Genomic DNA, 13,775 nt, shown 5'->3' with positions numbered 1-13,775 from the left:
CAGATCGCCCAGGCTTCATCCGTGAAGACTTGTAAGCTCTTGTCCGTGCTCATCAATCAGATATAGGGAATAATTCAAGAACTAACAGGCCCTAGCATCAGGCCAGAAAACCAAGCCTTCGGTTGATTCCGTCGCTCAGGCGCTGCCTGGCCAGTGCCAGTCGCGGATCTCCGGCATATCCTCGCCGTGTTCGATGATATAGGCTCGATGTTCAGCGAGTTTGTTGCGCAACCCTTGTTTGACATAGGCTGCCCTTGATCCAAGCCACGGCAGATGGTCGACGGCATCGCCAACGAGGTGAAAACGGTCGAGCTCGTTGCGGACCGCCATGTCGAAAGGCGTCGTCGTCGATCCTTCCTCCCTATAGCCATGGACATGGAAATTGGCATGGTTGGTTCTCTTGTAGATCAGCCGGTGGATCAGGGACGGATAGCCATGATAGGCGAAGATCACCGGCTTGTCGTGCGTGAAGAGCGTGTCGAAATCCTTGTCGCTCCATCCATGCGGATGCACGCTTTGCGGTTCGAGTGCGAAGAGATCGACGACATTGACGACGCGCATTTTCACTTGCGGTAAAAGGCGGCGCAACAGGTCGACGGCGGCCAGGGTTTCGAGTGTCGGCACGTCACCCGCGCAGGCGAACACGACATCCGGGTCGCTCTCCTGATCATTGCTGGCGAAACTCCAGATGCCGAGACCCGCGCGGCAATGGCTGATGGCTGCATCTTTGTCGAGCCATTGCAGTTCCGGCTGTTTGCCCGCGACAATGACATTGATACGGTTCCAGCTGCGTAGGCAATGATCAGTGACATAGAGCAGGCAATTGGCGTCCGGTGGCAGATAGACCCGCGCAATATCGGATTTCTTGTTGGCGATATGATCGATGAAGCCAGGATCCTGATGGCTGAAGCCATTATGATCCTGGCGCCAGACATGCGATGTCAGAAGATAGTTGAGCGAGGCGATCGGGCGCCGCCACGAGACTTCGCGGGAGGTCTTCAGCCATTTGGCATGCTGGTTGACCATTGAATCGACAATATGGATGAAGGCTTCGTAACACGACAGGAAACCATGTCTGCCGGCGAGCAGATAGCCTTCGAGCCAGCCCTGGCATGTATGTTCGCTCAAGATCTCCATGACCCGTCCGGATGGGCTCAAATGTTCATCCTCGGCGACGAAGGCGGCATTCCAGGTCTTGTCGGTGACATCGTAAAGGGCTTGCCAACGGTTGGAGGCGGTTTCATCCGGACCGAAGACACGAAAATTTCTGTGACCCTCATTGGCCTCCATAATATCGCGCAGGAAGGCTCCCATCACTTGTGTCGCCTGTGCCTTTTGTATGCCCGGCTGTTTCACTGAGACCGCATGATCACGATAATCCGTCAATTGTAACGGGTGCGGCAGGTCGCCACCATTGGCATGGAGATTGGCGCTCATCCGGCGAGGCCCGGCGGGAGCGAGCTCGGCTATTTCCGGCTTCAGGGCGCCGGTCTCGTCAAGCAAGTCTTGCGGGCGGTAGCTGCGCATCCAGGCTTCGAGAAGGGCGAGATGGTTTGGATCCTCGCCGATGGTGAAGGGAACCTGGTGTGCGCGCCATGAGCCTTCCGTTTTCTGCCCGTCGACGGTTTTGGGACAGGTCCAGCCTTTGGGGCTACGCAGGACGATCATCGGCCAGGGCGCGCGCTCGATTTGGCCTTCGAGGCGTGCATTGCGTTGTATCCCGTCGATCCCATCGAATGCGACGTCGAGCGCCTCGGCCATCCGCCGATGCATGTATTGGGGATCCTCCCCCTCGACGAAAAGCGGCGCATAGCCGTAGCCTTGCAGCAGCCTCTCCAGTTCGTCGGAGGAAATGCGGCTGAGAATGGTCGGATTGGCGATCTTGTAGCCATTGAGGTGCAGAATCGGCAAAACAGCACCATCGCGCGCAGCATCCAGAAATTTATTGGAATGCCAGGATGCCGCAAGCGGCCCGGTTTCGGCCTCGCCATCGCCGATCACGCAGGCGGCGATCAGGCCTGGATTGTCGAAAACCGCGCCATAGGCATGGGAGAGGCAGCCGCCTTCATGAATGGATCCGGGTGTCTCCGGCGCGGCATGGCTCGGAATTCCGTGAGGAAAGGAGAATTGGCGGAACAGGCGGCGCATACCGTCTTCATCCCGGGAGATCACGGGATAAAATTCGCTATAGGTCCCTTCGAGCCAGCCGTTGGCGATAAGACCTGGCGCGCCGTGGCCCGGCCCCGCGATGAAAAGAATATCGAGATCGCGTTTCCGAATGATCCGGTTGAGATGCACATAGATGAAATTGAGCCCTGGCGTCGTGCCCCAATGGCCGAGCAGGCGGGGCTTGATGTCCTCCGGCGCCAGCGGGCGGCGTAGCAGCGGATTGTCCAGGAGATAGAGCTGACCGACGGAAAGATAATTGGCAGCCCGCCACCAGGAGTCCATGCGCCGCATGAGATCGGGTGAAAGGACCTGTCCTATGGTTGAGTTCTGCGCGAAATCATCCATCCGTGCTCTCCCGTTTGCGGAAGTTTCGGGTTGGCCTTCACACCGTAATGGTCAGGCCGACCCGTATCTGGTTGCAAACGGCTCGCTGGAGGGATGGTTTCAGAAGAATCGACCCTTTGGCCTTACGGTTCCGGTTGCGAGCGGCTTGAGATATTCAGCGGCCAGAAGATAGAGGAAAACGAGCACGCCGATTGCCGCAAGCATGGGCGCTGACGGGATCACGAAGCCGAACCATCCCCCAATGGGCGTGAAGGGAAGGATGATGGCGATGCCGAGCGCGAGGAAAGATGACCAGATGAGTGCGGGATGTGGCCGATCCTGCCAGGGGCGGCCTTGAGTCCGGATGATAAAGATCACCAGAATCTGCGTGATCATCGATTCCAGGAACCAGCAGGTGCGGAAGAGATCCGGCTCGGCCTTGAAGACAAAGAGGAGCAGGCCGAAGGTCGCTATATCGAAGACGGATGACAGTGGCCCCATGATGGCGGCGAAACGCACAAGCTGGTGCACATCGAAAATCTGCGGGCGGGAAGTGGATTCCGGTTGCACGTGATCGAATGGAATGCCGGTTTCCGAGGCGTCATAGAGCAGATTGTTCAACAGGATCTGCGTCGGCAGCATCGGCAGGAAGGATAATGTCGGCGCCGCTATGGCCATCGACAGCATATTGCCGAAATTCGAGCTCGCGCCCATGCGGATATATTTGAGGATATTCGCGAATGTACGGCGGCCCTCGGAAACGCCGTCAGCGACGACGGAGAGATCCGTATCGAGCAGGATCATGTCGGCCGCCGCCTGGGCGACACCGCTCGCGCCCTCGACGGAGAGGCCGATATCGGCTGCCTTAAGGGCTGGAGCGTCATTGATGCCATCACCCATGAAGCCGACGATATTCTTGCGTGCCTGCAGGGCCCGGATGATGCGCGATTTCTGGTCCGGCGTAAGCCGGCCATAGGCGTTTACATGTTGAACTTGGTATTCGAGTGCGTCATTGCTCATCAAGGCAAGATCGGCGCCCGACAAAACCTTCTCCGTCTTCAATCCGACGAGCCCGGCGAGCCTTTTGACGACGATTGGATCATCGCCGGACAGAATGACGAGCCTGATGCCGCGTTCGCGCAGGCTCGTAATCGCTGCGGCTGCGGTCTCCTTTGGTGGATCGGCGAAGGCGCAAAGCCCTTCGTAAACGAGTTCCTTGTCGTCGCCGGGTACCAATGCTTGATGATCGGCGGAGAATTTGCGCGTGGCCACGGCGATCGTGCGCAAACCTTCCCCGGCGAGTGACGCGATCCTGCCATGGGCGTCGGCATGGGCTGCCGGATCCATCGGCTTCGTTCCCGTACCGTCGCGTTGCAACGAGCACAAGGTAAGGATCGCTTCCGGCGTCCCCTTGACGATCAGCGTGATGCCGTCCGGTCCCTGGGCGAGGATGGAGCCGCGCCGCTGGATGAAATCGAACGGGTGCCGATCGAGCAATTGCCAGCCTTGCGGGGCGTCGGGAACACCGTCGAGCAAGGCTTTGTCAAGCGCGCTGCGATCGCCGCCTAACGACGCGACGATCGCGGCGAGCCGCGCCGGTGTCTGCGTCTTGACGCCTTGTGGATCGACGGCCTGTGCCAGGGTGATGGAAGCCGATGTCAATGTGCCGGTCTTGTCCGTGCAAAGGACATTCATCGCGCCGAGATCATGAATGGAGGCGAGGCGCTTGACGATGACCTTGCGGCTGGCCATGCGCATGGCGCCGCGCGCCAGCGTGACCGTGGTAATCATCGGCAGAAGTTCCGGCGTGAGGCCAACGGCGAGCGCGACCGCGAAGAGCAGGGAATCGAGAAGTGGCCGGCCGGCAATGACGCGCGCAATGAGGACGAGGAGAACGAGCACGACGGTCAGACGTGCGATGACGAGACCCAGATGCCGCAGATCGCGCTGGAAGGGGGAAATCGCCGATGTTTCAGAAAGGGAGAGCGCGGCGGCGCCAAAGAGCGTCGCCTTGCCCGTGGCGACGACCAGACCTTCCGCCTCGCCGGTTACACCGACAGAGCCGCGAAACAGGGCGTTGCTGGCTTCTGCGGCGGCGAGGCTCGTCACCTCGCCTGGCTGTTTCTCGACCGCATAGGGTTCGCCGGTGAGTGCTGCCTCATCGGCAGTGAAGGCGTTGCTTTTGAGGATCAAGGCGTCGGCAGGGATGATATCGCCCGCGCGAATGCGGATGACGTCGCCCGGGACGATCGTCTCCACCGGCACCGACTGGAAACATCCGTCCCGCTTGACCTCCGTTTTGAGCGCGACCGAGGAGCGCAGGGCCTCGGCCGCCTTGACGGCCCGGCCTTCCTGAATCGTATCGAGTCCGATCGACAGGATCAGGATGACGACGATGATGGAACCGCTCGCCGTATCGCCGGTGCCCAGAGAGACGAAAGCGGCTAGTAGAAGGATCAGGGAGAGCGGCTCCAGAAGCCGCCGCAAGACGGCGTGCAGACTGCTTTCCGCCTTGGCCGGAGCGTCGGCATTGGGACCATATTGCCCGAGCCGTAACGACGCGTCGGCCGCCGTGAGCCCATCACTCGGGCAGGTGAGATCTTTCCGCCAGGAATCCGCTGAGCGAATCCAGAAAGGATGCGCTGCCTGAGGTGGCACGGATACATTCATGGTCAATCCGATATGTCTGTGGAAAGGCGAGGTGCTTCTTCAGAGTTTGTCGGCTGCCGGCTTGCGGCTCGCGGCCAGCTTGGCAAGTGTCAGCGAAGCAAGCCGGCTCCGCACGGAATCGGCACGGCTCATCAGAGCGATCGGTACACGCGCGCCGAGAACGAGTCCGGCGGCTTCAGCTCCGGCGAGATAAACCAGTTGCTTGCCAAGCATATTGCCGGCTTCGAGATCAGGTACGATCAGGAGGTCGGCGCGGCCGGCTACGGGGGAGGTGATGTTTTTGGTGCGGGCGGCTTCGAAACTGACCGCATTGTCGAAGGCAAGGGGGCCATCCATGGTCGCCCCGGTGATCTGGCCACGCATCCCCATCAGCGTCAGGGCAGCGGCATCGACCGTCGCCGGCATGGCGGGATTGACGATTTCTACGGCGGCGAGCACGGCGACGAGCGGCTGGGCAATGCCGAGAAGATGCAGAAAATCCACCGCATTCTGGCAGATTTCACGTTTCTGCGCGAGATCGGGCGCGATATTGACCGCAATATCCGACAAAAACAGGGTTTTTGGATAGGACGGCACGTCGAGCGCGTAAATATGGCTGATGCGCCGGCCGGTCCGCAACCCGCTGTGCTCCGCGACGACGGCGGCCAGCAATTCCTCGGTTTCCAGGCTGCCTTTCATCAGCGCCGCGACCGCGCCGCTTGCCGCGAGTTCGACCGCCCGTTTCGCCGCGGCGGTCGAATGTTCGGTGGGTTCGATTGTGATGCCGGCGAGGGAGACGCCCGCCGCTTCCGCCGCTGCGGCGATCTTGTTTTGCGGGCCGACGAGGACCGGAACGATCAATCCCGCGTCGCGTCCTTCGATCGCGGCTTTGATTGCGTCCGGAGAGACGGGATGCACGATAGCGGTCGGAACCGGCGGATAGCTCTTCGCTTCCTCGGCATAACGGCCAAAATGATCATGGTGTTGCAGCGTGACCTGCGGCACCATTTTGGCGGTCACCGATTGTTTCGTCGTCGGTGCGAGGACGGTAGCCGTACCAGTCAGAACCGCTTGATCAAGCTGATTGACGCAGACCGTGTCGAGCAACACGATATGTTTTTCCGGTTTCTTTTCTTTGACCGTGACACGTGCTGTAATCGTATCACCCGGCGTGACGGGTTTGCAGAAACGGATCTCCTGGCCGAGATAAATGGTGCCGGGGCCGGGCAGATGCGTCCCGAGAAGCGCCGAGATGAGGCTTGCGGTCCACATGCCGTGGATGACGATATGGCCGAAGATATCGTGGGATGCGTAATCGGCATCGAGATGCGCGGGGTTGGTATCCCCTGACACCGCCGCGAATAATTGTATGTCCTCCGCTGTCACGCGGCGGACGAGCGTTGCCGTTTCGCCGATCGACATTTCGTCGAAGGTGCGATTTTGGAGCAGGATGTCCGTCATCGGCCTCTCACGTCTCAAGGATATAGGTGCCAGGCGCATCCTCGAGGGGGACGAGACCAGCATGTGGCGCTCCCATCATTGGTGGGGCGACGAGTGTCTTCGAGGAATGATCATTGAGCCAGGCTTCCCAGGCAATCCACCAGGAGCCCTGGCGCGGGAGCGCGGCGGCTTCCCACTCATCCTGGCTCAAACATGTATCGCCGGCTTTCCTGTGGCTGATCTTGAAGGATCTGTTTTTATGACCGGGCTCGCTGACGATGCCGGCATTATGACCGCCCTTCGTCAGGACGAAGGTGATGTCGCCATCATTGAAATAATGGATCTTGTAGACTGATTTCCACGGCGCGACGAAGTCGCGTTCCGTGCCGACCGCGAAGATCGGCGCCCGGATGTTCTGCAGCGCGATGGTGCGGCCCTCGATCATGTAGCGGCCGGAAGCGAGATCATTGTCGAGATAGAAATGACGCAGATAATCGGAGTGCATGCGATAGGGCATGCGGGTCGCATCGGCATTCCAGGCCATCAAATCGAGCAGGGGACGGCGGTCGCCGAGCAGGTAATCCTGCACGAATTGGCCGAAGATGCGATCGTTCGAACGCAGCAATTCAAAGGCGCCGGCCATTTGCGTTGAATCGAGGCTGCCTTGCAGCCACATCATATCCTCGAGCGCCGTGAGGGCATTCTCGTCGATGAAGACCTTCAATTCGCCGGGTTCGCTGAAATCCGTTTGCGCCGCGAGTAGTGTGATCGTGCCCAGGCGATCGTCACTCACTTCCGCCATGGCGGCGGCGGCCAGCGAGAGCAAAGTGCCACCAAGGCAATAGCCTGTCGCGTGGATCTTCCGGTTGGGGACAATGCGATTGATGGCGTCAACGGCCGCCATGACGCCAAGGCGGCGATAATCCTCGAGAGAGAGATTGCTGTCGTCCACCGTCACATTATGCCAGGAGACGCAGAAAACCGTATGCCCCTTGCTGACGAGATAAGCGATCAGTGAATTATTCGGCGACAGGTCGAGGATGTAATATTTCATGATCCAGGCCGGGACGATCAGGATCGGCTCGGCTTTCACCTGATCGGTTGCCGGAGAATATTGGATCAATTCGATGAGACGATTGCGCATCACCACTTTGCCGGGTGTCGTCGCAAGGGTCTTGCCGATCTCAAAGGCGTCGACGCCGACCGGCAACCGGCCGGCAAGAGCGCGCGCCTTATCCTCCATGAAATTGCGGGCGCCGTCGAGGAAATTGCGGCCACCGGTATCGATCGTCCGGTGAATGATTTCCGGATTGGTCAGAATGCCATTGGCTGGAGAGCCAGCGGCAAGCATCTGTTCGATGATGAAGGCGACGATACCGCGATGATGCGGTGAAAGTCCGGGCACGGCCTTGGTTGCCTGCCGCCACCAGTCGCAGGTCGAGAGGTAGCTCTGCATCCAGAACCGGTAAGGCAGATTTTGCCAGGCGGGATCACTGAAACGCGGCTCGTTGCCATTGATCGGGATGGTGAGCGGCGAATGCGGATTGAAACTGCTGAAGAAAGTGTCGAACGCCAGTTTCTCGGCATTGCGCCACATCGTCAGCGCGAGATCGGATTGTTTGCCTGGGGCGCCGGCGAGATTCATGAGCCAGTCGCTCAACGCGAGAAACACCGAATTCGGCGAAATGCCTGAGGTGGCGCGGGAGCGCATACCGCCGACGATGCGGTCGAGCATGACGAAATAAGGATGGATTTTTTGTGGTGACGGCCAGCCCTGGGCGAATGGAAATTGCGCGCTCAGATCGGGAACAAGACTCTCCGCCGGGGCGGTAGAAGTGGCTGCCGGGGCAGCGACCGATGGGAGTGAAACAGGGGGCGGCGGAACATGTGACAAGGGGAGGGGATTGGCTTGCAGAGGCGCTTGCATATTTTGATTGTCAGGCATGGCATACTCCATGGCCATTGGCTGTCGAACCGTTGACCCTCAGAAGATGGAAAAACCGCTCTATTCGTCACCTCGTTTTTCGCGAATTGCCGCCACGAATCTTTATCCTCTACCCTGAGCACCGGTCGGCGGGATCGATGGCATGTGAAGGAGGCGGAGGCAAGGCTATTGGTGAATGGGACTATGCCATTGCCGATTGTTTATGAACAGCCTTCAGCGTGACCATGAATTCAAAACAATTGGTGTCGTGCCGGACTGGCATCGATGGTTAATCCTGCTGATATGTATGATTTTTGACGTCTGAACTCTCCCATTCGTCTAGGTGCCCGCGACACGCGGTTGTGATGATATGCGGGCAAGACAAGCGTCATCGCTCGATAAATTCGTGAAAAGCCATATATTCTAGAGGCTTGTGCGAGAGAAGCGAAGATTGGCCGAAAAGGCCTACAGCTCTGCGGCGCGGAGGGCGTCGATCAGGGCCCCGCACAGGGAGGCAGACGCTCTTAGGACGCCCTGGAAAGGATTTCGAAACGTCAATGACAATTGCCGATACGAAACAGGCCGCGCTGCAAGAGGAATGGCGCGCGCGCGTCGACAAGGTTTTGAAAGGTGCCGATTTCGAGGCGAAGCTCGTGTCGCGCAGTTTCGATGGGGTGCCGGTAGGGCCCCTTTATCCGGCGGCATTGAGCGAAAGCCCGCGCGCTATCCGTATGCGCCATTCGCGCTGGGGGATTTTCCAGCGGATCGATCATGCCGATCTGGATGCGGCACATGCGGCGGTGCAAACGGATCTCGGGCAGGGAGCCGATGGCCTCGTGCTGGTTGGCGCTCATGCGCCAGGCGCCTTCGGTGTCGGCATCACGGATCTCTCTGCCTCCTCCATCGAACGCATTCTCGGCGACGTGCTCGCCCCCGGTCTTTCCTTGCGACTGGAAACTGGCCCGGAAGGCATAGCGGCCGCACTGGCCTTGCGCGAAATCGTGGCGCGTCACGGCTTCAGCCTCGCTCGGGTAACTCTTGATCTTGGCATCGATCCTCTGGCGGAAGCGGCTGCGCCGAAAGGTGATGGATCGGCGGTTGATCGGATGTTCGAGGCGGCCCTTGCGCTACTGCCGGAATTCGAATCGCTCGATTTCAGCGGACGCGTTTTCCTTGCCGATGGCCGGCCGGCCCATGCTGCCGGTGCGTCCGAAGCGCAGGAACTCGCTTTCACAATCGCCAAGGCGGTCGCCATTCTGCGGGCGATTGAAGCGAAAGACCACAGCCTCGAGAAAGCGCGTGGCCTGATCTCCTTCGCGCTCGCCGCCGATTCCGATTTGATCCTGACGCTCGCCAAATTCCGTGCTCTGCGCCGCCTGTGGGCGCGCGTCGAATCGGCATGCGGGCTTGAACCGGCGCCGATCCTTGTGCATGGCGAGACCGCCTGGCGCATGATGACGCGGCGTGACCCTTTCAACAATGTTCTCCGGGCCACAACCGCCGCTCTGGCTGCGGGACTGGGAGGCGCGGATTCGCTGACGATCCTGCCCTTCACCCAGGCTCTTGGGCTGCCGGATGAACTGGCGCGCCGGATTGCCCGCAACACGCATCTGATTCTGCTGGAGGAAGCACGTCTCGGATGGGTCGATGATCCAGCTGCTGGTTCCGGTGCTTTCGAAAGCCTGACGGAATCTCTCGCCGAAAAGGCCTGGACCCTGTTCCGCGATATTGAAGCGGCGGGCGGTCTTGCTGCAGCTTTGGCCGGAGGCAGCGTGCAGAGCATGATCGGTAAGACGCGGGCGGATCGCGCATTGGCGGCGGCGAAGCGGCGCCTGCCGATCATTGGCACCAGCGCCTTTCCCAATCCGGAAGAACTGCCGGTCGGCGTCCTCACGCCGGTATCCGATCTCGAACCGGTGACGAGTCCTGGTGAAACCTCCGTGGCTTCGCTGTCGCCGGTGCGGTTGTCGGCTTCTTTCGAGAGCCTTTATGCTTTCGCCGATGAGCTGACGCAGCGAGCGGGTAAGCGGCCGGCGATTTTCCTGGCCAATTTTGGCAAGCGCTCCGATTTTGCGCCGCGCGCTGCCTTTGCGCAAAATTTCTTCGCTTCCGCTGGTTTCGCCATTGCGGAAAATGAAGGTTTTGCAAGCGAGGAAGCGCTGGTGGCCGCTTATCAGGAAAGCGGTGCCTTTGCCGCTTGCCTGTGTTCGTCCGATGCGGCCTATGGTGAGCAGGCCGCTTCCGTGGCAAAGGGGCTGGCTGCGGCCGGATGCCGCCACATCATTCTGGCGGGAAAGCCTGGCGATGCCGAGGCCGCCTATCGTGATGCCGGCATCGAATTCTTCATTTTCGCTGGATGTGACGGTCTCGCCTATCCCGCCATCCTTCTCAAGAACAGGGCTGAGACATTGACGGAGGCTGCGCGATGAGCAGGATACCCAATTTCGCCGCTCCGGATCAGGCTCAATGGAGCGATGTTCCCGTCGCGACGATAAGACAGGATATTCCTCCGCACCTGACCGCGGAAGGCATTCCGGTGAAGGACGTCTATACCGCGAAGGACCGTGAGAAATACGGTTTCACCGATAGTTTTCCGGGCATGCGCCCCTTCGTGCGCGGTCCCTATCCGACCATGTATGTCACGCAGCCCTGGACGATCCGCCAATATGCGGGTTTTTCCACGGCCGAGGAATCGAATGCCTTCTATCGCCGCAATCTTGCGGCCGGTCAGAAGGGTCTTTCCATCGCCTTCGATCTTGCGACTCATCGTGGCTATGATTCCGATCATCCGCGTGTCGCGAGTGATGTCGGCATGGCCGGCGTCGCGATCGATTCGATCTATGACATGCGCACTTTGTTCCAGGGCATTCCGCTCGGTGACATCAGCGTCTCCATGACGATGAACGGCGCCGTCCTGCCCATTCTTGCGCTTTACATCGTCGCCGCCGAAGAACAGGGCGTGGGACCGGAAAAGCTCGCGGGCACGATCCAGAACGACATCCTCAAGGAGTTCATGGTCCGCAATACCTATATTTATCCGCCCGAGGATTCGATGCGGATCATTGCGGACATTTTCGCCTACACGGCGAAAAACATGCCGAAATTCAACTCGATCTCGATCTCCGGCTATCACATGCAGGAGGCCGGGGCGACGCAGGATCTCGAACTCGCCTATACATTGGCCGATGGCGTCGATTACATCCGTGCGGGTGTCGCCGCCGGGCTCAATGTCGATGCTTTCGCGCCGCGCCTGTCGTTCTTCTTCGCGATCGGCATGAATTTCTTCATGGAGATCGCGAAACTGCGGGCGGCCAGGCTTTTGTGGTCGGAACTCGTCGCGCGTTTCAATCCGGCGGATGAAAAATCGCTGATGCTGCGCACACATTGCCAGACGTCCGGCTGGTCGCTTGCCGCCCAGGATGTCTTCAACAATGTCGCGCGGACCTCGATCGAAGCCATGGCGGCGACGGCGGGACAGACGCAATCCCTGCATACTAATGCGCTCGATGAGGCTCTGGCGCTACCAAGCACCTTTTCCGCCCGCATTGCCCGCAATACCCAGCTCGTGCTGCAGCAGGAAACCGGGATCACGCGCGTCATCGACGCCTGGGGTGGTTCCTATTATGTCGAGGCCCTGACTGCGGAATTGGCGGCGAAGGCGCGTGGCCACATCGCTGAAATCGATTCCCTCGGCGGCATGGCCAAGGCGATTGCCAGCGGCCTGCCAAAGCTGCGCATCGAACAGGCGGCCGCCCGCACGCAAGGCCGGATCGACGCCGGGCTCGACAGCATCATTGGCGTCAATCGTATGAAGCCGCATGATGAAAAGCCGATCGACGTGCTCCAGATCGACAATTCCGCCGTGCGTTCGGTGCAGATCGAGAAACTCGTGCGCCTGCGCGCCGAGCGCGACAATAGCGAAGTGCTGCGTACGCTTGACGCGCTGACCGAGGCTGCTCGCGATCCCCAGAAGGGTAATCTACTCGCACTTGCGGTTGATGCCGCGCGCGCCAAGGCGACGGTGGGCGAGATCTCCGCTGCGCTGGAAGTGGTCTTCGGCCGCCATCGCGCGACGATCGAACTGACGAGCGGCGTCTATAAGGAAGCGATGAGCCATAAGGTGGAATCGATTCAGGAGGCCGAAGCCGCAGTCGCTGATTTCACCCGGAACAGTGGCCATCCGCCGGCGGTTCTCATCGCCAAAATGGGTCAGGATGGTCACGATCGCGGGCAGAAGGTGGTGGCTTCCGGTTTTGCCGATCTCGGCTTCCGAGTCGTGCTTGGCCCGCTCTTCGCCACGCCGGAGGAGACTGCGAAGCAGGCGATCGAGGAGGAAGTGGATGTCATCGGTGTTTCCTCGCTCGCTGGCGGCCATCTCAGTCTCGTGCCGGAATTGCGGGAGGAACTCGCGCGGCTCGGTCATCCGGAAATCATGATCGTGGTCGGTGGTGTGGTGCCGCCCCAGGATTATGCGCAATTGCGTGAGTCGGGTGCGGCCGCCATCTTCCCGCCGGGAACACCTCTGTTTCTGGCGGCGGCGGAACTGCTCGAGACGCTTAACGCCCATCAAGGTTACGTCCAGAGGGATCCCTCCTTCTATATCAACAAGGACGGCAAGGAAGAAACGGCAAGACAATGATCGGACGTTTGAATCATGTGGCCATAGCGGTGCCGGATCTCGCCGCGGCCTCGGCGCTCTACGCCAATGCTCTCGGAGCCGAGGTGTCGGAACCAACTGGCATTCCCGAACATGGCGTGACCGTGGTTTTCGTCGGCCTGCCGAACACCAAGATTGAATTGCTGTCTCCTCTTGGCGAGAAATCTCCGATCACCGCCTTTCTGGAGCGCAATCCCTCAGGTGGCATCCATCATGTCTGCTACGAGGTCGATGATCTGAAGGCCGCCTGCGATCGGCTGGTGACCAATGGCGCGCGCGTTCTCGGCGAACCCAAGATCGGCGCGCACGGCCTGCCTGTTGTCTTTCTGCATCCAAAGGATTTCAACGGCACCTTGATCGAGCTCGAACAGCGTGCTGCTTGATCGGTGGCAATTGCTACTGATCCGAACCGGCCTGTGCTACGGTAGAGAAACGGATTAAGCTTATGGTCTCACCCGCGGCGGAAAGACTTTTCCGCCGCGGGTTTGTATTTAGGGACATCAGCTACCGGTTTCTTCGGCTGGTCGTCTGGCTTGAGGATGCATCAATGCCACCCTCAGACATTTTCGCGTGCTGACGCGAAATTTCGATAGGGCGTAGCCCGCCGAATGT

7 protein-coding genes are annotated in these 13,775 nt (G+C 59.8%); 3 read left to right on the top strand and 4 right to left on the bottom strand.

Annotation, left to right across the window (positions count from 1 at the left end; genetic code table 11):
• Window positions 1–135 precede the first annotated feature (135 nt).
• From DL88_RS12670 to DL88_RS12655, 4 genes are all read right to left on the bottom strand, one after another.
• Window positions 136–2,514: a phosphoketolase family protein gene (locus DL88_RS12670; RefSeq protein ID WP_084705162.1), complete on the bottom strand. Its 2,379-nt coding sequence runs from the start codon at window positions 2,512–2,514 to the stop codon at window positions 136–138.
• Window positions 2,515–2,613: 99 nt separating this feature from the next.
• Window positions 2,614–5,163 carry a magnesium-translocating P-type ATPase gene (mgtA, locus tag DL88_RS12665; protein WP_034996549.1) on the bottom strand — a complete coding sequence of 850 codons (2,550 nt, stop codon included), beginning with the start codon at window positions 5,161–5,163 and terminating at the stop codon, window positions 2,614–2,616.
• 39 nt (window positions 5,164–5,202) lie between these two features.
• On the bottom strand, window positions 5,203–6,603 hold the full coding sequence (locus tag DL88_RS12660; RefSeq protein WP_034996546.1) for a bifunctional enoyl-CoA hydratase/phosphate acetyltransferase: 1,401 nt from the start codon (window positions 6,601–6,603) through the stop codon (window positions 5,203–5,205).
• 7 nt (window positions 6,604–6,610) lie between these two features.
• Complete coding sequence (locus tag DL88_RS12655) at window positions 6,611–8,527, bottom strand: PHA/PHB synthase family protein (protein ID WP_034996543.1); 1,917 nt, start codon at window positions 8,525–8,527, stop codon at window positions 6,611–6,613.
• A 536-nt stretch (window positions 8,528–9,063) separates the two neighbouring features.
• Here DL88_RS12655 and DL88_RS12650 point away from each other — a divergent pair.
• The 3 genes from DL88_RS12650 to mce are packed head-to-tail and all read left to right on the top strand — an operon-like array spanning window position 9,064 to window position 13,546.
• A complete protein-coding gene (locus tag DL88_RS12650) occupies window positions 9,064–10,935 on the top strand; it encodes a methylmalonyl-CoA mutase family protein (RefSeq protein ID WP_034996540.1) in 1,872 nt (623 codons plus the stop codon).
• A complete protein-coding gene (gene scpA, locus DL88_RS12645) occupies window positions 10,932–13,145 on the top strand; it encodes a methylmalonyl-CoA mutase (RefSeq protein WP_051955948.1) in 2,214 nt (737 codons plus the stop codon). The genes DL88_RS12650 and scpA overlap by 4 nt, the downstream gene beginning before the upstream one ends.
• Window positions 13,142–13,546 carry a methylmalonyl-CoA epimerase gene (mce, locus tag DL88_RS12640; protein ID WP_034996537.1) on the top strand — a complete coding sequence of 135 codons (405 nt, stop codon included), beginning with the start codon at window positions 13,142–13,144 and terminating at the stop codon, window positions 13,544–13,546. The genes scpA and mce overlap by 4 nt, the downstream gene beginning before the upstream one ends.
• The last annotated feature ends 229 nt before the right edge of the window (window positions 13,547–13,775 follow it).

This window comes from Beijerinckia mobilis (genome assembly GCF_000745425.1).
Classification (GTDB): domain Bacteria; phylum Pseudomonadota; class Alphaproteobacteria; order Rhizobiales; family Beijerinckiaceae; genus Beijerinckia; species Beijerinckia mobilis.
The sequence above is the reverse complement of the archived record's forward strand: the minus strand, read 5'-3'. Positions and strand labels throughout refer to the sequence as shown.